This window comes from Shewanella sp. ZOR0012 (assembly GCF_000798835.1).
Taxonomy (GTDB): Bacteria; Pseudomonadota; Gammaproteobacteria; order Enterobacterales; family Shewanellaceae; genus Shewanella; species Shewanella xiamenensis.
This window is the reverse complement of record NZ_JTLE01000094.1, coordinates 1735072-1757190: the sequence shown is the minus strand read 5'-3', so window position 1 is coordinate 1757190 and position 22119 is coordinate 1735072. Positions and strand designations below refer to the sequence as shown.

19 protein-coding genes and 1 pseudogene are annotated in these 22119 nt (G+C 47.8%); 16 read left to right on the top strand and 4 right to left on the bottom strand.

What is annotated here, in order from left to right; genetic code table 11:
* Nucleotides 1–142: 142 nt before the first annotated feature.
* Complete coding sequence (locus L976_RS09375; RefSeq protein ID WP_047536292.1) at nucleotides 143–673, bottom strand: hypothetical protein; 531 nt, start codon at nucleotides 671–673, stop codon at nucleotides 143–145.
* Nucleotides 674–1040: 367 nt separating this feature from the next.
* Here L976_RS09375 and L976_RS09370 point away from each other — a divergent pair, with 367 nt between their 5' ends.
* The 5 genes from L976_RS09370 to L976_RS09350 all read left to right on the top strand — a co-directional run bounded on the left by L976_RS09370 (nucleotide 1041) and on the right by L976_RS09350 (nucleotide 6589).
* Nucleotides 1041–2714, top strand: a complete 1674-nt coding sequence (locus L976_RS09370) for a ribulokinase (protein ID WP_047540330.1) — start codon at nucleotides 1041–1043, stop codon at nucleotides 2712–2714.
* 1 nt (nucleotide 2715) lies between these two features.
* A complete protein-coding gene (locus L976_RS09365) occupies nucleotides 2716–3411 on the top strand; it encodes an L-ribulose-5-phosphate 4-epimerase (RefSeq protein WP_047536291.1) in 696 nt (231 codons plus the stop codon).
* 38 nt (nucleotides 3412–3449) lie between these two features.
* A complete protein-coding gene (gene araA / locus L976_RS09360; protein ID WP_047536289.1) occupies nucleotides 3450–4952 on the top strand; it encodes an L-arabinose isomerase in 1503 nt (500 codons plus the stop codon).
* A gap of 76 nt (nucleotides 4953–5028) precedes the next feature.
* Nucleotides 5029–5637, top strand: coding sequence for an HAD family hydrolase (locus L976_RS09355; RefSeq protein WP_047536283.1), 609 nt, complete (start codon nucleotides 5029–5031; stop codon nucleotides 5635–5637).
* A 235-nt stretch (nucleotides 5638–5872) separates the two neighbouring features.
* The gene (locus L976_RS09350) at nucleotides 5873–6589 is read left to right on the top strand and encodes a FadR/GntR family transcriptional regulator (RefSeq protein WP_047536281.1); all 717 of its coding nucleotides are present in this window, start codon (nucleotides 5873–5875) and stop codon (nucleotides 6587–6589) included.
* Nucleotides 6590–6681: 92 nt separating this feature from the next.
* On the opposite strand, the gene L976_RS09345 is transcribed toward L976_RS09350, so the two are convergent.
* Entirely contained in the window at nucleotides 6682–7641 is a 960-nt protein-coding gene (locus L976_RS09345; RefSeq protein WP_047536279.1) for a glycoside hydrolase family 43 protein, read from the bottom strand.
* Between the two features lie 186 nt (nucleotides 7642–7827).
* Between L976_RS09345 and L976_RS09340 the strand changes: the two genes are divergently transcribed.
* From L976_RS09340 to L976_RS09295, 10 genes are all read left to right on the top strand, one after another.
* Nucleotides 7828–9561, top strand: a complete 1734-nt coding sequence (locus tag L976_RS09340; protein WP_047536277.1) for an IlvD/Edd family dehydratase — start codon at nucleotides 7828–7830, stop codon at nucleotides 9559–9561.
* A gap of 60 nt (nucleotides 9562–9621) precedes the next feature.
* Entirely contained in the window at nucleotides 9622–10392 is a 771-nt protein-coding gene (locus L976_RS09335; RefSeq protein ID WP_047536276.1) for an SDR family NAD(P)-dependent oxidoreductase, read from the top strand.
* Nucleotides 10393–10472: 80 nt separating this feature from the next.
* A complete protein-coding gene (locus tag L976_RS09330; RefSeq protein WP_047536274.1) occupies nucleotides 10473–11528 on the top strand; it encodes an aldose epimerase family protein in 1056 nt (351 codons plus the stop codon).
* Nucleotides 11529–11626: 98 nt separating this feature from the next.
* Nucleotides 11627–12568 (top strand): ABC transporter substrate-binding protein, encoded by a 942-nt coding sequence (locus L976_RS09325; RefSeq protein ID WP_047536272.1) that lies wholly within the window; start codon nucleotides 11627–11629, stop codon nucleotides 12566–12568.
* 29 nt (nucleotides 12569–12597) lie between these two features.
* Complete coding sequence (locus tag L976_RS09320; protein ID WP_047536270.1) at nucleotides 12598–14097, top strand: sugar ABC transporter ATP-binding protein; 1500 nt, start codon at nucleotides 12598–12600, stop codon at nucleotides 14095–14097.
* Nucleotides 14098–15282, top strand: coding sequence for an ABC transporter permease (locus tag L976_RS09315; protein WP_047536267.1), 1185 nt, complete (start codon nucleotides 14098–14100; stop codon nucleotides 15280–15282).
* Nucleotides 15279–16241 carry a galactofuranose ABC transporter, permease protein YjfF gene (yjfF, locus tag L976_RS09310; RefSeq protein ID WP_047536264.1) on the top strand — a complete coding sequence of 321 codons (963 nt, stop codon included), beginning with the start codon at nucleotides 15279–15281 and terminating at the stop codon, nucleotides 16239–16241. The genes L976_RS09315 and yjfF overlap by 4 nt, the downstream gene beginning before the upstream one ends.
* Nucleotides 16216–17352, top strand: coding sequence for a glycoside hydrolase family 43 protein (locus L976_RS09305; protein ID WP_047536262.1), 1137 nt, complete (start codon nucleotides 16216–16218; stop codon nucleotides 17350–17352). The genes yjfF and L976_RS09305 overlap by 26 nt, the downstream gene beginning before the upstream one ends.
* 61 nt (nucleotides 17353–17413) lie before the next feature.
* The gene (locus L976_RS09300; protein ID WP_047536260.1) at nucleotides 17414–18415 is read left to right on the top strand and encodes a family 43 glycosylhydrolase; all 1002 of its coding nucleotides are present in this window, start codon (nucleotides 17414–17416) and stop codon (nucleotides 18413–18415) included.
* 265 nt (nucleotides 18416–18680) lie between these two features.
* Complete coding sequence (locus L976_RS09295; protein WP_047536257.1) at nucleotides 18681–19271, top strand: DUF4303 domain-containing protein; 591 nt, start codon at nucleotides 18681–18683, stop codon at nucleotides 19269–19271.
* Between the two features lie 273 nt (nucleotides 19272–19544).
* Here the strand turns inward: L976_RS09295 and L976_RS09290 are convergent, their stop codons facing one another.
* Both L976_RS09290 and L976_RS09285 read right to left on the bottom strand, forming a co-directional pair.
* Nucleotides 19545–20165 (bottom strand): DUF6805 domain-containing protein, encoded by a 621-nt coding sequence (locus L976_RS09290; protein WP_047536255.1) that lies wholly within the window; start codon nucleotides 20163–20165, stop codon nucleotides 19545–19547.
* Between the two features lie 93 nt (nucleotides 20166–20258).
* Complete coding sequence (locus tag L976_RS09285) at nucleotides 20259–21665, bottom strand: MFS transporter (RefSeq protein ID WP_047536252.1); 1407 nt, start codon at nucleotides 21663–21665, stop codon at nucleotides 20259–20261.
* 206 nt (nucleotides 21666–21871) lie between these two features.
* Between L976_RS09285 and L976_RS09280 the strand changes: the two are divergent.
* A pseudogene (locus L976_RS09280) lies at nucleotides 21872–22119 on the top strand (arabinan endo-1,5-alpha-L-arabinosidase); the annotation flags it as partial.

Sequence of the window (22119 nt, the reverse complement as noted above, 5' to 3'; positions counted from 1 at the left end):
CGTCCGTTTATGTAGAATAACTACACTGCACGGACTTTGCCTTGCATAAAAGCCAGCCTAATTGCTGCAAAAATAACCATGAAACGTCAACACGCCCTAGGATTTTCAAATAGCAAAGCAGCTTAGGTTAAGTAAGGCTAGGCTAAGTGAGCTTATGCCTGATAAGACTTAGCGCAAAAGCTTCATAGGCAGGAACCGTTTCATTCCCCACCCATGTACTGTAGATGCAGGCGGGTTCGCTCAATATGAGTCCAAGAGCATCAACATAGTCGGCGCCGTTGACCACCAAGAACTGCTTTTTATAGGGCAACAACACCATCTGCGGTGATTGCTTTAAAAAAGCCTGCGCCTCATCAAAACCGCTGAACCAGTGATTGAGCAAGGTATCGCAGCGCCTGCTATGGAATAGGGTACCTAAGTCTTCACCGATGTGTGCTTGTCCCGATAACACTCTTTGACAGTGATTAAAATCAGTAAAACCGAGCTCACGAGCCAATAGGCTTTGGCAATGCTTAAGCTGAATATCCTGTTGCGTAAAACCTTGCTTATTCATCAAGGGGGCGAATTTATCCAGCGCCATTGCATCACCAGCGTGGCAGGCTTTAAGGCGCTTTTTAGCGAGGATTTTGACTTCAGTTAAGGCGCGTGCTGCTGGGGTAATTTGTTGTATCACAAACAATTCTCCTAAGTTTTATTGGCATCTCCGCTAAGCCAAACCTAATCAATTGTTGTGTCATACATTTGATGCGTACATCGAGATATGAGTCAGAGTGATGTCATCTTCTGCGGATAGGTGTCTCTGCAACCTAGCGCCATTATTCGACTTCTTACCGTTTGAGTCAAGCTAAGCGCAGCTTAGTTTTCCACACTCTTCCTCGCCTAATCGTTACATGCTCAGCCTTAATGTTAAAAATTTTATCACCCAACAACTAAAATCATATTGTATTACTATTATCTCGTAGTAATATTGTAGTATGAAATGATATTCACTCTACCTGCGTAAACCGAATAGGGCGCAGACAAAATGAATGGGGATGCAAATGTCGAATGTTTTAGGGGCTTACGCGTTAGGGCTTGATTACGGCTCTGATTCAGTACGCGCGTTATTGGTGGATACCCAAACGGGCGCAGAAGTAGCAACCAATGTGGTGTACTACCCACGTTGGAAGAAGGGGCTGTTTTGTGAGCCCGCGAAGAATCAATTTAGACAACATCCCCTCGATTACATCGAAAGCCTTATCGAGGTAGTGCAAGGATTATGGGCAAAAGCCCCCAGTGGCGCCGCGCAAAGAGTCTGCGGGTTGAGTGTTGATACCACAGGTTCAACTCCCATTGCCGTCGACGAAGCTGGCGTTGCCTTAGCCTTAAAACCAGAGTTTGCGAATAACCCCAATGCCATGTTTTTGCTTTGGAAAGATCACAGCGCGATTCTCGAAGCTCAGCAAATTACCGCCGCAGCAAACAATGCAAGCGAAAATTACTTGAAATATGAAGGAGGGATTTATTCCTCTGAATGGTTTTGGGCCAAAGCACTATTCGTACTGCGCCATGACAGCGCGGTAAGGCAAGCCGCCTACAGCTGGGTCGAGCACTGTGATTGGATCACCGCATTAATGACGGGCACCACACATCCAAAAGTCTTTAAGGCTGGGCGCTGCGCCGCCGGTCATAAAGTGATGTGGCACGAGTCATGGAATGGCTATCCACCGAATGACTTTTTCGTTGGCATCGACCCTTTACTCGATGGTTTAAGAGACAAATTACCCCTTGAAACCTGCACATCCGACAAGGTTTGTGGTCAGTTAACCCCTGAGTGGGCACAGCATTTAGGGCTATCGACCGAGGTTATCGTGTCTTTTGGCTCATTCGACTGCCATGCAGGCGCCGTTGGAGCCAATGTTAAGCCCGGCGTCTTAACTAAGGTGATGGGGACCTCTACCTGCGACATTACGGTCGCCAGTTATGAAGATATTGGAGAGCGTTGTATCAAAGGGATTTGCGGTCAGGTCGATGGTTCCGTATTGCCCGGCATGATTGGTCTTGAAGCGGGTCAGTCCGCCTTTGGCGATCTTTACGCTTGGTTTAGGGATCTCACCGCATGGCCAATGCAACAGCTTGACACTTCAGCGCTGTTTGATGACGACACCAGAGCCAAACTTATTCAGCAACTCGAGGCCGAAACCTTAACCGTGCTGGGCAATGCGGCAGCGAAAATCCCCGTTGGGGAGACCGGTATTGTCGCGCTGGATTGGATTAATGGACGTCGCACGCCCGATGCCGACCAATCTGTTGCCATGGCTATCACAGGCTTAACCATGGGCAGCCAAGCACCGCAAGTCTTCAAAGCCTTAGTGGAAGCCAGCGCCTATGGCGCACGGGCCATTATCGAGCGCTTCAAACAAGAAGGCGTTTGCATTGACCATGTGGTCACCATTGGTGGGATCTCGAAAAAATCCGACTTCATTATGCAAACCTGCGCCGATGTGTGGAATTGCAATATCGACGTACTGGAGAGCGAGCAAAGCTGCGCGTTGGGCGCCGCCATTTATGCCGCAACCGCTGCCGGGGTTTATCCCGATGTGTTGAGTGCCCAAGCTGCAATGGCCTCAAGCGTTGCGAAAACCTATCAATCGAATCCTGAAAACGCACAGAAATATCAAGCGCTTTATCAAGCGTACTTAGCCCTTGGCCACTATGTTGATGGAGCAAAATAAGATGTCTTTTTTAGAGCTAAAACGCGAAGTCTACGAAGCCAACATGGAGCTTGAGAAACGCAAACTGGTGACCTACACCTTTGGCAACGTTTCACAAATTGACCGCCAACTCGGCGTCATTGGTATCAAGCCCAGCGGCGTGCCCTATGAAGATTTGAAGGTTGAAGACATTGTGATTGTTGACCTTGAGAATCAAATCGTAGAAGGGCGCATGCGTCCTTCATCCGATACCAAGACGCACACCTATTTGTATCGTCAGTGGCAGAGTATCGGTGGCATTACCCATACCCATTCAACCTATGCCACCGCCTGGGCGCAGGCCCAGATCGCGATTCCCTGCTTAGGCACGACACAGGCCGATTATGTGTACGGTGAAATCCCATGCACAGCAGTGATGCGCAATGATCAGATAAGCCGCGACTACGAAGAAGAAACCGGCGTGCAGATCCTCGATTGTTTTGCCGACCGAGATCCCAACGAGTCGCCCATGGTGATAGTGGCAGGCCACGCGCCGTTCACTTGGGGCGAGAATGCGGCTAAATCTGTGTACCACGCCGTGTTGCTCGAAGAAATCGCGCGGATGGCGTATCTCACCAAAACATTATCACCAGGTATAAATCAGTTAAAACAAGAGCTTATTGATAAGCATTATTTGCGTAAGCATGGAAAAGACGCTTATTACGGCCAAAGCAAGTAATTGCCAGTCGGGTCTCATTTCAAACTAGAGAGAGTAATATGAAAGCCTTCAAACAAAAACAAGTGTGGTTTATCACAGGGTCACAGGATTTATACGGCCCGAAGGTATTAGAACAAGTCGCTAAAAACAGTGAGCAAATTGTTCATGGCTTTAATGAATCTTCCGCCATTTCGATGGAAGTGGTGTACAAGCCAACCGTAAAATCCCCACGGGAAATTCACGCCGTATGCCAAGCGGCCAACAGCGATGAAAACTGTGTTGGCGTCATTCTGTGGATGCACACTTTCTCTCCCGCCAAGATGTGGATTGCTGGCCTGAATGAATTAAGCAAGCCATTCATGCATTTACATACCCAGTTCAATGCCGAGCTCCCTTGGAGCGAAATCAATATGAACTACATGAACACCCACCAAAGTGCCCACGGTTGCCGCGAATTTGGTTTTATAGGCACTCGTATGCGTAAAGAGCGCAAAGTGGTTGTGGGTCACTGGCAATCCAGCGATGTACAGGCACAAATCGATGATTGGTGCCGCGCAGCGGCGGGTTGGCACGAGAGCCAAAACCTGCGTATCGCTCGCTTTGGCGACAACATGCGTCAAGTGGCCGTGACCGAAGGCGACAAAGTTGCCGCACAAATTCAATTCGGTTACGAAGTGCACGCCTATAGCTTAGGTGAACTTAATGAAGCGATTGCAGCTATTGCCGAAGGCGATGTAACCGCACAGCTTGATCGTTACGCCAGTGAATACCAAGTGGGTAACGAACTTTTTGGTGATGAATACCAATTAGACCGTTTAAGAAAAGAAGCCAAGATTGAACTCGGCTTAACCCAATTCTTAACCCAAGGTGGATTTGGTGCCTTTACCAACTGCTTCGAAAACCTCACCGGCATGACAGGCTTACCGGGACTGGCTACCCAACGTCTGATGGCGAACGGTTTCGGTTACGGCGGCGAAGGTGACTGGAAAACGGCTGCCATGGTGCGCATTATGAAGGTCATGGGCCAAGGCCGTGCCGGTGGTACTTCATTTATGGAAGACTACACCTATAACTTTGGGGCGACTGACCAAGTTCTTGGCGCCCACATGTTAGAAGTCTGCCCCTCGATTGCCGCGGCAAAACCGCGTTTAGAAGTTCACCGCCATACCATTGGTGTGCGTTGTGACGTGCCACGTCTGTTATTCACTGGTAAAGCGGGCCCAGCAATCAACGTATCGACTATCGATTTAGGCAACCGTTTCCGTATCATTCTCAATGAATTAGATACAGTGACGCCACCACAGGATCTGCCTAACTTACCAGTCGCGTCTGCGCTGTGGGAGCCTCGTCCGAATTTAGCCGTTGCCGCCGCAGCTTGGATCCACGCCGGTGGTGCTCATCACTCAGCTTATAGCCAAGCCATCACGACGGATCAGATTGTCGACTTTGCTGAAATGGCCGGTGCTGAACTGGTTATCATCGATGCTGACACTAAGATCCGCGAGTTTAAGAATGAACTTCGCCAAAATTCCGTTTATTACGGTTTAGCAAGAGGGTTATAATTCTTGCGCAGGAACAAAGCCGCCTTCGGGCGGCTTTCATTTTTCTGGAACCATTTATTTCATAGGGTTAACACAGATGTATACAGAATTTGACGGCATTATCTTCGATATGGATGGCACCTTAGTCGACAGCGGTCAGTTGCATGAACAGGCATGGCGACAAACCTTGAATCACTTTGGGATCCCCGTAGAGCCTGCTCTGATGCGCTCGTTAGCGGGTGTGCCCACCATTGGCACCTTAGAGATTCTGATCGCCCATTTTGGCGTCACGCCAACGGCCAGTTGCGAGGCCATGAACGAGTATAAAGAAGCCCTAGTGCGCGACACTATGCATTTATATGTAAAACCGACGGCATTAGCCGAATTTGCCAAGCAGAATCAGGGCAAACGCCCAATGGCGGTCGGCACAGGGGCCTACACAGAGGAAGCCATTCAAATCTTAACCCTGTGTGGATTGTTGGAATTAGTCGATTATGTGGTGGGGGCTGACCAAGTCGTGTCACCCAAACCTGCGCCGGATACTTTTTTACGCTGCGCCGAGCAGATGGGCATAGCGCCAGAGCGCTGCATCGTATTTGAAGATGCGAAGGCGGGCATCCAAGCCGCCGAAGCTGCGGGGATGTTTGTGGTCGATGTGCATGCCGAATTACAGATTGAAAATGACTATTTCCTAGGCGCTCAATAGCCGTTGCGAGCTTGTCCAATCACTGGCTAAAACGCAAAATTAGGCTTTACAATGTAAAAGTTTGGGGTAAGGTAGGGACAATGAGTTTAAGGAAATTCCCATAAATTCTTAGCGTTAACAAAATTTTTATTACCTTTAGCATGAAAGGTAGTATCATAACATTTGTTTATCAGCGTTAAGTACCTTATCCAGCTGATTGGATTGAGCACAGAGATAGAGAGTTAAAGAGGGCACTATGGCAAATCAGGCAAATAACCGTCCGCAGAATATCCATAACTGGGTGGCAAGCGAATTAGGTTCTCGCATTGTGGGCGGCTTTTATGCGCCAGGTGAATATATCCCTAACGAAAATGCTATCTGTGAAGAGCTGGAAGTATCACGCACCTCCTTAAGGGAAGCCTTTAAGGTGCTCAAAGCAAAAGGGCTTATCGAGTCTCGCCCTAAGCTTGGCACTCGAATTCGTGAGCGTCGCCACTGGAATATGTTTGATCCGGTGATCTTAAATTGGTTTTCCCAATCGAAACCTTCACCCGAGTTTTATACTTCACTCTATGAAATTCGTGCCGTGTTTGAACCCGCTGCGGCGGAACTGGCTGCCAAGAAACGCACCCCAGAGCAGCTTGAGGTGATTGCGGCTGCTTATGCCAAGATGGAAGCGGCCGAATTAGGTACGGATGAAGTGTATACCTCGGATATCGATTTCCACATGGCGATTTTAGATGCGACCAATAACGAGTTTATGGTATCCCTCGGCGTGTCTATCCAATCTGCGCTGCTCGAAATCTTTAGACTCAGTAGCACAATTCAGGATGACTTTATCCAATCACTCCCAGGACATAAGGCCATTTATACTGCGATTGCGGCAGGGGACAGTGAAGGCGCGAAAGCCGAGATGAATAAATTACTCTCGACGTCTCAAGATACAGTGCATAAAAATATCGTGCGTAAATAACGGCTTGCTTCAATTTTTAACGCCGCTTTACTGCAAATAAAAAGGTGAACTTAGGTTCACCTTTTTTACTTTGGAGCGAGCAAAAAATAGGATTACTGCGGCTGGCTGATGCCTTCGCTCGTCATATGAATGCGCTTTATGGTGCCATCGGCATTGTAATATAGCGGGTCAATCGCGACTGAACGTCTAAATTCGCCGCCGCCATCCTGAGATGCGCCCGTATGGTAGATAAAGTAGGATTTACCTTTAAATTCAATGATTGCTTGATGGTTTGTCGGCGAGTTACCCGCCACTTCATTTAAGATGCCTTGGTACTTCCAGGGGCCCAGAATGCTATCACTGGTGGCATAGGCAATTTTTTCAGGGAAGCCTGAAGCGTATGAAAGATAATAGGTTTTATCTTTTTTATGTACCCAAAGTGCTTCGGTAAAGTTAGGAACATCAATAGCATGGATCGGGCCATCGAGTTCAATCATGTTGGCTTTTAACTTGGCAAATCTTGGCTTAGTGTTGCCCCAAAACAGATAGGCTTGCTTGTCATCATCGATAAAAACAGCAGGATCGATATCATCCCAATCAATCTCGGTATCTGTGGTCATATCATTGGTGATAAGGGCGCTGCCGCGGGCATCCTTGAAGGGGCCGAGTGGACTATCTGCAACCGCGACACCAATAGCAAAACCATTGATTTTGTTGTGTCTTGCCGTGACATACCAGTAAAACTTACCATCATTTTCGATCACATGGCTTGCCCATGCATCTCCTTTTGCCCAGCTGAAATCCTTCACCGATAACTTGCTACCGTGGGCCGTCCAGTTGTGCATATCCTTAGAGCTGAAAACGAGCCAATCATGCATTTCGAAGAAGGTGCGATTGTCCTTTGCAACGTCATGGCCAGTATAAAGATAGACAGTATCTTGGTGCACTATAGCGGCAGGATCGGCGGTAAATACATCCGTAAACAAAGGGTTCGCAGCAATTGCCGCTGTACTTGCCGTGGTGATCAATGCCAAACAAGCACTCACACAAATACTAGAAAATGCCTTTTTCATACTTCCTCTATTGTTTTTTGATATTTTAGTATTATAGTAATACCAATACTTTTACGTGCTAGCAATATTAAAGTACAAATTGTTAACTCAGGGCATAAAGGTGCACCAACTCTCTGATAGTCGACTGTAATGCGGCTAATTGAATATGTCGGGCAGGGCACGTGCTTTGGAAAACGAAGGTGTCATATGAATAATAAAAAACCGAAAACACTTCGTTCGGCAAGCTGGTTTGGTAGTGATGATAAAAATGGCTTTATGTACCGCAGTTGGATGAAAAACCAAGGCATACCAGAGCATCACTTTCAAAATAAGCCTGTGATTGGTATTTGCAATACCTGGTCAGAATTAACGCCCTGCAATGGTCACCTGCGGGAACTGGCCCAAAGAGTAAAGAATGGCATTCGGGAAGCGGGTGGCATTCCGGTGGAGTTCCCCGTGTTTTCGAATGGCGAGTCCAATTTGCGCCCTAGCGCCATGTTAACGCGTAACCTTGCGGCTATGGACACGGAAGAAGCCATTCGAGGCAACCCCATCGACGGTGTTGTGCTGTTAGTGGGCTGCGATAAAACGACTCCGGCTTTATTGATGGGCGCGGCCAGTTGTGATTTACCGACGATAGTCGTCACGGGTGGGCCCATGCTCAATGGTAAGCATAAGGGCAAGGATGTGGGTTCTGGCACACTCGTATGGGAACTGCATCAAGAATATAAAGCAGGCAACATCAGCCTCGCCGCATTTATGAATGCCGAAGCGGATATGTCCCGCTCAACGGGCACCTGTAACACTATGGGTACTGCATCGACTATGGCCTGTATGGTGGAAACCCTCGGCGTGAGTTTGCCACACAATGCCGCCATTCCTGCGGTGGATTCTCGCCGCCAAGTGTTGGCCCATATGTCGGGAATGCGAATTGTTGATATGGTCAAAGAGGATTTGACCTTAAGTAAAATTTTAAGCCGTGATGCCTTTATCAACGCCATCAAAGTCAATGCCGCCATTGGTGGTTCAACTAACGCCGTTATCCATTTAAAGGCCATTGCCGGCAGGATAGGGGTTGAACTGTCACTCGATGACTGGCGCCATGGTTACACTGTACCGACCATAGTGAATCTTAAGCCTTCGGGTCAGTACTTAATGGAAGACTTTTACTACGCAGGTGGACTGCCAGCAGTATTAAGGCAGCTGTTTGAGCATGATTTACTGAGCAAAAACACGCTCACCGTCAATGCCGCTAGCCTCTGGGACAATGTTAAAGAGGCGCCTTGTTATAACCAAGAGGTGATTATGTCACTTGAAAATCCCTTGGTTGAAAATGGTGGCATTCGCGTACTGCGCGGTAATCTCGCGCCTCGCGGCGCAGTAATCAAACCCTCCGCCGCCAGCGCGCACCTGATGCAACACCGTGGCAAAGCGGTTGTGTTTGAAAGTTTTGATGATTACAACGCCCGCATCGGCGATCCGGAATTGGATATCGATGAAAACAGCATTATGGTGCTTAAAAACTGTGGTCCTAAGGGATATCCGGGCATGGCCGAGGTCGGCAATATGGGACTTCCACCTAAGCTGTTGAAAAAAGGAATTAAAGACATGGTGAGGATTTCTGATGCGCGCATGAGTGGCACCGCCTTTGGTACCGTTGTTCTCCATGTTGCGCCAGAAGCACAAGCCCTTGGGCCGCTCGCCGCAGTACAAAATGGTGACATGATTGAACTGGATACTTTTGCAGGAAAGTTACAGCTGGAGATCAGTGACCAAGAGTTACAGGCGCGCCTAGCAAAACTCGCGACGGTGAAATCCATTCCAATCAATGGTGGTTATCTCTCGCTCTTTAAAGACCATGTGCTCCAAGCGGATGAGGGATGTGATTTTGATTTTCTCGTGGGATGTCGAGGTGCAGAGATACCCGCACATTCCCATTAAATATGAACTCGTTTTCTTTTATAATGAAACCAAATAATTATTTTAATAAAAGGTTGAGTTATGAAGTTGACTAATCAATACCCGAGTTTACAAGGTAAGACCATTTTTATCAGTGGCGGTGGTACGGGTATTGGGGCTTGCTTAGTACGGTCTTTTTTAGAGCAGGGCGCTAAGGTGGCATTTGTCGACATTTTAGTTGATGAGTCGACTCAACTTGTCACAGGCCTTAAGCAGACTCAGCCTGACGCCAGTGTGAAATTTTATCACTGTGATCTTGTCGATGTAGTTGCGCTTAAAAGCGTCATTGCTCAGGTTGAAGACGATTTAGGCCCTATCTCAGTATTGATTAACAATGCCGCGTGCGATGAAAGGCATAGCATAGATGAAGTCACGCCAGAATATTGGGACCAATGTTTAAATACCAATTTGCGGCACTACTTTTTTGCCGTACAAGCGGTCAGGCCGCAAATGCAGCGGCTCGGCGGGGGTTCTGTTATCAACTTTGGATCTATGAGTTGGCACAATCGTCAAGCGGGAATGGCGGGATATACGGCCTCAAAAGCTGGTGTCATGGGCTTAACTCGAGGTTTAGCCGCCGATTTAGGCAAAGATAAAATCCGGATTAATACCTTAACGCCGGGTTGGGTGATGACAAAACGTCAACTCACACACTGGGTAGATAAAGATACGGCAAAACATATCGAAAATAACCAATGTATTAAAGAATATGTAATGCCCGAAGATATTGCTGCTATGGCGTTATTTTTAGCAGCAGATGATAGCAAACTCTGCACCGCACAAAATTTTATTGTCGATGGTGGTTGGATTTAAATATCACAATAAAATTTCAGTTCATTGAATAATGAGGTGAGTGCTGAGTTTATTTTTAAATAAAAGGTAAAGCACTCACCATGCAACTCTCCGTCTCTAAAAAAAATGTAGAACATGCCGCATTTGCGGATGAATTACAATTAGTCACGCTTACCAATAGCCACGGGCTTGAAGTGGTTCTGTCAAATTACGGCGCTAGCATTTGGTCGGTAAAACTTTATGGCAAAGATGAGCAACCTATTTCATTAAGTCTTGGCTATCAAGATATTAAAGATTGGGCGACTAATCCGTATTATTTTGGTATTACCGCAGGCCGTGTCGCGAATCGTATTGGTAAAGCACAATTTCCTTTAGCAGGTAAAACGATTCAATTAGTCGCCAATGAAGGCAATAACCAACTTCACGGCGGCCCTAAAGGATTAAGCCATTGCACTTGGCAGATTGAGACTTTGCAGGACAGTGACAGTGTGGCGGCGGTTTTCAGCATTACCAGTCCCGATGGCGATCAAGGATTTCCGGGTAATCTTGCCATTAAGCTAGAATACCGCCTCAATGAAAACAATGAATTAAACCTAAGTTATCACGCCACTTGCGATCAAACCACACCCGTCTGTTTAACCAATCATGCCTACTGGAATCTTGCCTCAAACAAACAGCAAGGTATTTTGGAGCATGAGTTAACCATCCATGCCAGCCATATTCTTGCCCTAGATAATGAACAGATCCCAACCGGCGAATTAATCTTAGTCGACGATAGTGCTTACGATTTCAAACAACCAAAGGCAATTGCCGCGGATATTAAGCAATTAGCTAATGGTTATGATCATTATTTTGTGATGGATAGAAATCCTGACAATAAAAACAATTTGCAGACTATTTCGGTATTAAAAGATCCGCTTTCCGGCCGAGAACTCGAAATTAGCACCACAGAAGTCGGCGTGCAATTTTACAGCGGTAACTTTCTCGATGGCAGCCATATTGACGATGAAGGTTATAGCATTAATCAATTCCATGGGCTCTGTTTAGAAACCCACGGTTATCCGAATGCGGTCAATATTGATCATTTTCCGAATGTCATGCTTGAGGCAAATACTCAATATCAACAAATTACGGTACATAAGTTTAAGAATATTTAATTCAATAAAGGCGAAATAATATTTATTTATACGAGTTAGCCTGCTGATTTTAGCAGGCTAGGGGATCTCTGTTACCTAAAATTATAAAGGGAATAATAATGAAACATAATAAAATCATTACCGCATTGGGATTATGGGCTGTGAGTGCCACTTGTGCCTACGCCACTACGGTGGGCTTTTCACAGGTTGGATCCGAGAGTGGTTGGCGAACGAGCTTCAGTGAAGCTGTTAAAGCTGAGGCCAAACAGCGGGGTATAGATTTAAAATTTGCCGACGCTCAGCAAAAACAAGAGAACCAAATCAAAGCCGTGCGTAGCTTTATCGCCCAAGGCGTGGATGCCATTATTATCGCGCCTGTGGTAGAAACAGGCTGGAAACCCGTACTCAAAGAAGCCAAACGTGCCCACATTCCTGTGGTGATTGTCGACCGTAATATCAAGGTCGATGATGATTCCCTATTCCTTACCCGTATCGCCTCCGACTTTACCGAAGAAGGCCGCAAGATTGGCCAATGGCTAATGGATAAAACCCAAGGCAACTGCGATATCGCCGAGTTGCAGGGCACGGTAGGTGCAACCGCAGCGATTGATCGCGCCGCCGGTTTTAACCAAGTGATTGCCAATTATCCCAATGCCAAGATTGTTCGCAGCCAAACCGGCGAATTTACCCGTGCTAAGGGTAAAGAAGTGATGGAAGGTTTCCTCAAGGCCCAAAACGGTCAGCCACTGTGCGCCGTGTGGGCGCATAACGATGAAATGGCCCTGGGTGCCGTGCAAGCCATTAAAGAAGCAGGTTTAAAACCGGGTAAAGATATTCTGATCGTCTCCGTGGACGGTGTGCCCGATTACTTTAAGGCCATGGCCGATGGTGATGTGAACGCCACGGTTGAACTTAGCCCTTACTTAGGTGGCCCAGCGTTTGATGCTATCGATGCGTACCTTAAGGGCAATAAGGAGCAGCCTAAGCTTATCAGCACCACGGGTGACGTATTTACCCAAGAAACCGCTGCCGCCGAGTACGAAAAGCGTCGCCATCAATAGTCAGATTGACGCTTTCTTGGGGAATAGCTATGAGCCTTATTTTAGAACTCAAGCAGATCAGTAAGCACTATCCGGGCGTAAAAGCCCTTGAGGATGTGAGTTTGCGGTTATTTGCGGGGGAAGTTCACGCCCTGCTCGGCGAAAACGGTGCGGGTAAATCGACGCTGGTGAAAGTGATGACAGGCGCCCAGTCAAAAGATATGGGCGACATCCTCTTTCTTGGCGAGCCGCAACATTTCAACACACCAATGGATGCGCAAAAGTCAGGGATCAGCACGGTTTATCAGGAGGTGAACTTAGTGCCTAACCTGACCGTGGCACAAAATTTGTTCCTCGGTTACGAACCGCGCCGTCTTGGGCTGATCCATTTCAAAAAAATGTATGCCGATGCGCGCGCAGTGTTAACCCAGTTTAAGCTGGATATCGATGTTAGCGCGCCGCTGTCGGACTATTCCATCGCGGTGCAACAACTCATTGCCATCGCCCGCGGTGTTGCCATGTCGGCCAAGGTATTAGTGCTCGATGAGCCTACGGCGAGCTTAGATGCCACAGAAGTCCAAGTGCTATTTGGGATCTTAAACCAGCTCAAAGCCAAGGGTGTGGCTATTGTTTTTATCACACACTTCCTCGATCAGGTTTATCAGATAAGCGATCGCATTACCGTGCTGCGTAATGGGCGATTTATCGGCGAATATCTGACGGCCGAATTACCACAGCCTAAGCTGATTGAAGCTATGCTCGGGCGTTCTTTGCAGGAGCAATTGGTCGATAAGCAGGAAAAGGAACGCACGGTTGCCAGCGCCGATGCGGTGTTGTTATCCCTTGAAGGTGTGTCGGTGAAAGGCTCGATTCAATCGATGAATCTTACCGTACCTAAGGGGCAGGCGGTCGGACTTGCGGGTCTTTTAGGATCGGGGCGCAGCGAAGTCTGCAACGCCGTATTTGGGCTGGATTTAGTCGATAGCGGCAGTATTCATTTGGCGGGGCAGAAACTCAAGCTGTCGCAACCGGTGGATGCGATCAGCGCCGGGATAGCCCTGTGCCCTGAAGATCGTAAGATTGACGGCATTATCGGCCCTTTGTCTATCCGTGAAAACATCATACTCGCGCTGCAAGCGCGTATCGGTTGGTGGCGTTATTTATCTAAAGCTCGGCAGCAGGAAATTGCCCAGTTCTTTATCGATAAATTACAGATTGCGACACCGGACGCAGATAAACCCATAGAGCAATTAAGTGGCGGTAATCAGCAAAAGGTGATCCTCGCCCGTTGGTTAGCCATAGAGCCGATTTTATTGGTACTGGATGAGCCGACCCGTGGCATCGATATTGGTGCCCACGCTGAAATCGTCAAGCTTATCAGAAGCCTGTGTGCTGAAGGCATGTCACTATTGGTCGCATCGTCCGAGCTTGATGAGCTTGTGGCCTTTTCAAATAAAGTCGTGGTGCTACGCGACAGATATGCAGTACGTGAACTTTCAGGCGCGGAATTAACCTCGCAGCACGTCATGCAAGCGATTGCGGAGGGATAAATGAAAAGCTCTGTCCAAACCCTATCGACCGAATCATTTTCGTCTGAGTCGAACTCATCTGAACGACAACGGATGCAGGAAAGCCACAAAACCATGGTTCAAGAAAAAAACACCCGTTACCAAGCGGGCAAGTCGACCTCCATTGGTCGATACCTCTGGCCACTCTTGGCTTTAGGTATTCTGTTACTTGCCAATCTGTTTATTGATAGCAATTTCTTTAATATCAGCTATCAAGACGACAGACTCTATGGCTCTTTGATTGATATCTTAAATCGCAGTGCACCCGTGGCGCTGCTCTCCATTGGCATGAGTCTCGTGATTGCCACTGGCGGTATTGACCTGTCGGTTGGTGCCGTGATGGCGATTGCGGGCGCCGTTTGCGCGAATCTACTGTTAGTGCCGGATTTAAGCTTAGTCATCGTCATTGCTGCAGGCCTGAGTATTGGGCTCTTAGCCGGTTGTATTAATGGCGGTCTGGTGAGTTTCTTAGGCATTCAACCGATTGTCGCAACCTTGTTGCTTATGGTGGCAGGGCGCGGTGTTGCTCAGCTTATCAACCAAGGGCAAATTATCACCTTCCAGCACCCAGGCTTTGCCGCTATTGGCGTGGGCCAGTTTTTAGGCCTGCCGATGCCAGTGTGGATTGTGATTGGGATGCTGATCTTTAGCCAATTACTGCTACGTAAAACCGCCTTAGGGCTGTTTATCGAAGCGGTGGGCTGTAATGCTAAGGCGAGTCGTTACCTTGGGATCAACGATAAATCCATCAAACTGTTCGCCTATGCCATTGCGGGTCTGTGCGCGGCATTGGCCGGGATGATCAGCACCGCCGATATCCAAGGCTCAGATGCCAATAACGCAGGCCTGTGGCTTGAGCTCGATGCCATATTAGCGGTGGTTATTGGCGGCGCCGCACTCACCGGTGGGCGTTTCTCCTTAGTCTTGTCGGTTGTGGGCGGGCTGATCATTCAAACCTTAGCGACCACGATTATCGTCAGTGGTTTACCCGCTAAATTTAACTTGCTGATCAAGGCCATCGTTATCCTGACCGTGCTGCTGTTGCAATCGGATAAATTTAGGCGCCAATTGTCGGCGCTATTCAAATCCAAGCGCCAAGCGGATGCAAAACCAGCAGAAAAGGGCACAAGTGCAAAAGTCAGCACAGCGACAGGAGAAAAACTATGATAGCAAGACGTTTTATCCCGCTGTGGATCACCGCATCATTGCTGCTGACGATGTTTCTGGTCGGCACCTTTCAGTTTGACGGTTTTGCCAGCGGCCGAGTAGTCACCAACCTGTTGCGTGATAATGCTTTTTTACTTATCACCGCATTAGGCATGACCTTAGTGATTATCTCCGGGGGCATTGATCTTTCAGTTGGCGCCGTCATCGCCTTAAGTGGGGTTGTCAGCAGTTTATTGATCACTGAGTACCAGTGGCATCCATTGTTGGCCTTTGCGGTTATCTTGCCCCTTGGCACGCTGTTTGGTGCACTCATGGGCACTATTATCCATGTGTATAAGTTGCAGCCTTTTATCGTGACGCTTGCGGGCATGTTCCTTGCACGGGGCTTAGCGACGACGCTCAGCGAAGAGTCGATTGCCATTGACCATCCATTTTACGATGCGGTGGCAGAGATGAGCATTGCACTACCAGGCAATGCTGCGCTCGATTTAAGCTCACTGATCTTTATTCTGTTTTTTGTGATTATCGCCATTGTGATGCATTACAGCCGTTTCGGCACCAATGTGTATGCCATTGGTGGCAATCAACATTCTGCTGAACTAATGGGGATTTCCATCGCTAAAACCACCATCAGTATTTACGCCATCAGTAGCTTTCTGGCAACGCTGGCAGGCATTGTCTTTACCTTTTACACCTTCTCTGGCTATGCGCTTGGCGCCATTGGTGTCGAACTGGATGCCATTGCGGCCGTGGTGATTGGCGGTACGTTACTGACGGGCGGCAGTGGATTTGTGGTCGGCACTGTACTTGGAGTGATTTTGATGGGGGTGATCCAAACCTATATCACCTTCGATGGCAGCTTAAGCAGTTGGTGGACCAAAATAGTTATCGGACTCTTATTGTTCTTTTTCATCCTATTGCAGAAACTCTTGAATGGACGCAAAAAATCACATGGATAATCGTCAACCTAACCTGTCGGTCTTTCGGCGCTTGCTTTTGACCTGTGGCTTACTCGCCGCATTGGCATTGCCATTAGCGCAAGCCGTGCCCGTACTTGAAATTAGCCGCGCACAATCCCACAGCGCCACGGCGCAAACCCTCGATGCGAATGCGCCCTTTATCGAGAGAAGGGCGGATCCTTGGGTGATCCGCGATGATGACGGCAGTTATTATTTTATTGCCTCAGTACCTGAGTTTGACCGCATCGAACTTCGCCACGCGAAAACCATTGACGGTTTACACCAAGCAACGCCTAAAACCCTGTGGCGCAAGCATGAAACCGGCCCAATGAGTATCGATATTTGGGCGCCTGAGCTGCACAAAATCGATGGTCGCTGGTATATCTATTTTGCGGCCAGCAATAAGGATGTGCGTTTTCATAACCGCATGTTTGTCTTAGGACTCGAGGGTGACTCGCCGATGACGGGGCAGTGGCAGGAGCTTGGCAAATTGCAATCGGCGCAGGATGCCTTCTCACTCGATGCGACCAGCTTTAGCCTCAAGGGCGAGCGATATTTTATTTGGGCGCAGCAGGACAAAGCCAAGCGTTACAACACCGGTTTAGTGATTGCCAAAATGCTATCGCCAACTCAACTCTCTGATAACGAAACCATTATCAGCGAGCCCTTATTGGATTGGGAACGTTTAGGCTTTAAAGTCAACGAAGGCGCAGCTGTGTTGGTTAAAAACGGTAAAGTCTTCGTGACCTATTCCGCCAGTGCCACGGACGACCGTTATGCCATGGGGCTATTATGGGCCGATGAAAATGCCGATTTACTCGATCCCAAGAGTTGGCATAAATCGCCAAGCCCAGTCTTTACCACTGAGCCTAGCCTGAATCGTTTTGGTCCTGGCCATAATAGTTTTGTGCTGGCAGAGGATGGTAAAACCGAGCTGATGTTTTACCATGCACGTAATTACCTTGAGCTGCAGGGGACACCATTGACCGACGGTAATAGACACACTTACTACCGCGCCATTCGCTGGTCGGCGGACGGTTTTCCAGTATTTGATAATCAGCAGAGCGATAGCCAAACCCTGCATCAGCAAGACACGCAATCCCGCGAATAAGCGAAATGCGTTTAACAGACACTAACCGCACACTTAAGTAATCGAAATAGACAGGTTTTCCATGATAAGAGCAACAAACAGCCCCCTAGTCGAGCAGCGCGCCGATCCCTTTGTGTATCGACATAGCGACGGTTATTACTACTTTACGGGCTCTGTTCCGACCTACGATCGGATTGAACTGCGTAAATCCAAGACCTTAGACGGCTTGAAAGACGCGCAAACATTCGATATCTGGTTTAAACACCAAAGCGGCCCGATGAGCCGCCACGTGTGGGCGCCCGAGATCCATTATCTCGACGGCAAATGGTACATCTACTTTGCGGCCAGCGAAGAAGAAAATATTTGGGCCTTACGCCCCTATGTGCTTGAGTGCCAAGGGCAAGATCCCTTGAATGATGAATGGATTGAACTTGGCATGATGCAGGCGGCAGATGGTGATAATAAGTCATTTATCGACTTTTCCTTAGATGCGACCATTTTTGAAAACAACGGTAAGCGTTACTTCTGCTGGGCGGAGAAAACCGGCGGTCAATTTGCGGCTTCAAACCTGTATCTTGCGGAAATGGCATCACCCATCAAGTTAAAGACGCCACAATTTATGCTCACCACCCCAGATTACGATTGGGAACGAGTCGATTTTTGGGTTAACGAAGGGCCTGCAGTGCTTAAACATCAGGGGAAAATCTTCATTACTTTCTCGGCCAGCGCGACAGGTGCTTGTTATTGCATGGGTTATATGGAGGCCGATGAGCATGCTGATTTGCTCGATCGTAACTCATGGAAGAAAACCCGCCAGCCAGTGCTGTGCACTGATGTCGACAAGCAAATCTTCGGCCCTGGTCATAACAGTTTCACCGTGGCAGAAGATGGCATAACGCCCATCTGTGTTTACCATGCCCGTGATTATGAACATGCGGTGGGCGACCCAAGTGTGGTACCTAACACAGATACCCGTCCATTAGCGCAAATAATTAAAGATCCACTCTATGATCCCAATCGCCATGCGCGAACGTTAGCGGTGTCATTTGATGAGAGCGGGCGTCCCTTGTTCAACCTCTACTAATTGATTTGCCACCACATATGATGTGATACCCGCGGGGCATGCTTCAGCAGCCCCGCTTTTTTATGCCTGAGTGAAGCGCGATTGTTTAGGCTCGCACGCAAAACAAGCTATTCCAATCGCTATTTCAATCACTTAACCGATTCAACCTTTGAAGCTAAAGATGTTATATTGCCGCCCGAGCATTCACATTGTGGGTAGGAGTCCTGCCTGAATGTGGGAGTGAATTTCAGTGATGATGATTTTGCCAAGATCGAGGAGTAGGGAAATGGCGATAAACAAGGACAAACTTAGTGCAAATATTGAAGCAAGAATGGATGAATTTACTCAGGAAATAACACAGGCACTTGCGAAATATTACGATTGGTGGCTGTCAGAATATCCGGCGCAGACCCTCTACGGTTTTTGCTTGTACAGCACGCCCTTAGTGGAATATTTAGGCGTCACCCTTTTCACCGAGGAAGGCCTGACGGCCGTCGCAGAGCAATATCAAAACGATCATCGTTTTCGGCATAAATCCCTCGCACAGCTTAAGCAAACGCTGCGCTGGTCGGCCTGCGACTCTCCACATCACAATGAAAATGAAGATATTTTTGAGGCGATTAACGACAAACTGCAATTGCTGCAAGAGGACGCTGAGGCACTCGAGTCCGAAGAAGCATACGATGCTTACCTTAAAGCCTTGTACGCCATATTAGTCAGGGCGCTCAATGAGGTTAAAGCCATGCGCCCGCTAAACCCGCAGGCAATATTGTTCTCCGTCTGGTTTGGCGATCAAAGTGATGCTGATATCGATTATTTTGTTCAAAGTTGCAATCATAAAGAGATGGTTGCTAGTTTTTATCAGCAATGGCGATGAATATTGCCAACAAAAATTTTCAACTCAACTGGCTTATTTCGTCTATTACCGACGTCATCCAACTCAATATTGACTGAAATGGTGACTGAAATATTGACGGCTAGTGGCTGTTACTTACGGCGAGTCGCACAGGGCCACCAGCAAGCATCAGGTAATGCCTAGCGCAGAATCGGTGGGTAAGGGGATAAAGAAACAAGGGAAAGCGTCTCACTTTCCCTTGTCTGAATGAGCGTTTTTAGCCCAAGTTCACATATTGCGCTCGGGATGCTCGGCTTATTGAGTCGAGCTTGGCTCACTTTTTAGCAGACGCACCTCATATAAACCTCCGGCAATCGAGTCCGGTTTTGCCACAAATTTCACCCTGAAGGGCACTGTGCTATCTAAAAGCATATCGGCGGGAATAGGGTAGTCGACACTATAAAATGTTGGCCCCTTATCGGCAGGCAGAGTGACTTCGGCAAGGCGTTTATCGTTGATCAAAATGTCAAAACGTCGCCCTGCATCCAAACCCAAGTAAGTTAAGCGCAATATGGGTTGCGGTTCACCTTTGGCATCGAGTTGATAGCTAAACCAATCCTCGGCATGGCGCCAATGGCGATTACCATTAAGGCCCGTTTCACTCTTTGATGCCTTAAAGAAATGATCCGACTCAGGTTGCTGCTCACTGGGCTGCACACTATCTAAGGTTTGCGCCATCAGCTTGGCTTCCATTTGGGCTTTTTGAGCTAACGCTTGCTGTTTTTGTTGCCATTCATCGGGGGCGCTCTGGCCAAAATACAAGGTATAGCGGCTGTCGTGCAGGCGAAAGAAGGGGATCAGCGTGATGGGGCTCGCTTGCAGGGACGAGAGGATATGGTTGTCGAGTGCACGTTCGTAGTAATCGATATAACGCAAATGTCATACGGTGTGATAAAAAAGCCCCTTGGCAGGGGCTTTTTCATATTTGGGCAAAATGACCATAGTTGAATTAAATGGTCATTAAATGAATTACGCCGAGACTTGGCTCGTCACGGCCTTTGGATTGACCTCTCGGCTGGCATCCGCTTGGCTGAAATTCTCCTGCTCGGGTAAAGCCTGTTTGATTTCTTCATAAACGCGGTCTGAAATCTTATATTTGAACATCAGTAAGCCCATCAGCGCGTGGAATGCGCCAGGGATCACCGTCAGCATTAACGAAATGCCGGTCAACGCAAACTCGCTTTGGGTTTCACCGGGTTGATAGTTGAAGTAGGTAAGCAGCATACCGACTACAAATCCCGCTGCGCCCATACCCGCTTTTTGGGCGAATGAGATCCCGCCAAAGGCAAGGCCAGAGACCCTGTGGCCCGTTTTGACTGTGCCATAATCCACCGACTCGGAAATCACCGACCAGAAGACAGGCGCATGTAAATCCACCACAAATGAAATCGCAAAGTAAAGTATGAAGGCCAGCACTATGTCCCCCGGTTGCACGGCAAAGAACATAATGACGCTTAAGATCCCAACCGCGATTTGGCTGTAACGGAAGAGTTTAAGTTTGCAGTAACGCTTAGTGATCCAAGTCGAAGCCACCATGGCCAGAATCGCTGCGCCCACACCGGTCGATAGAAATGCTGAGAGCATTTTGGCATCGCCGCCCAAGTAGTAGGTGGCGTAGTAGGCAGCTACCGATCCGCGGATCACATAGCCAATGGTGCCAATCACACAAATCGCGGTTAACACTAACCATTGATCGTTTTTAAACAATAATCGCAGTTGCATGGCGACAGGCTTAGTTTCAACCTTATAAGCCACGCGCTCTGTGGTCGTGAAAAAGCAAAATAAAAACAACAGTGTTGCCATTAATGCCATCACGCCCATGGCTTTTTGATAGCCCGCGGCAATGTTCTCACCGCCCCAGGCCGACGCTAACATAGGCACGATAATGGTCACTAAAAAGGCGGCAATCTTTGCGAAGAACAAACGATAACCGTTGGCGGATAACCGCTCTTTCGGATCGTCGGTGATCACGCTGATAATCGAAATATATGGGATAGTCACAGTGGTGAAGATGATAGTGACCAGAATATAGGTCGAGTAGGCCCAGATAAGCTTGGCATTGTAATCCCAATCCGGGGTTGAGAAGGTTAAGAACACCGAAATACCAAAGGGAATCGCCATAAACAGGAAGTAGGGGCGATATCTTCCCCAGCGGGTGGTTACTTTATCGTTAATAATGCCCATTAAAGGATCAGTAATGGCATCGATAAGACGGACCAGCAGGAACAAAATCCCGACATCGGCGGGCTTTAACCCAAAAATATCGGTATAAAAGAAGGTAATAATTAACATCATTGACGAAATCACCACGTTAACGGCCATGTCCCCGGAGCCGTAACCGATCTTTTCAATGACTGACAATTTATGAGAACTCATCAGAAATCCTTATTATATTTATTATAAACAGTGAGTTATTGTGTTATTTTGCGATTTACCGCATCCGCAATGTTAACACATTTTTCTCCTGTTAATTTTTTTGCATTTGATTGTTACTTCCTTGTCCGATAGTATGATAACTTAATTCATCATACAATAGCATAATAGCTATTTTATTAAATAGGATGAGGTAATAAGGAGAATTAATGCCAGCCATAAGAATCACACCGAAAACAGCCCTAAAACGTCACCTTAAGATGCTCAATTGTGCGCTGCTGGGCATATTGGCAACTCTAGGCCAAGTAAGTGCCAAGCAGGTGAGTATTCATGATCCTGTGATGGCGAAAGAGAACGGGCAGTACTATCTCTTTAGCACTGGCCCTGGCATTACCTATTATTCCTCAAAAGATAAAATCCATTGGACGCTGGCGGGTCGAGTATTTGAGACCGAACC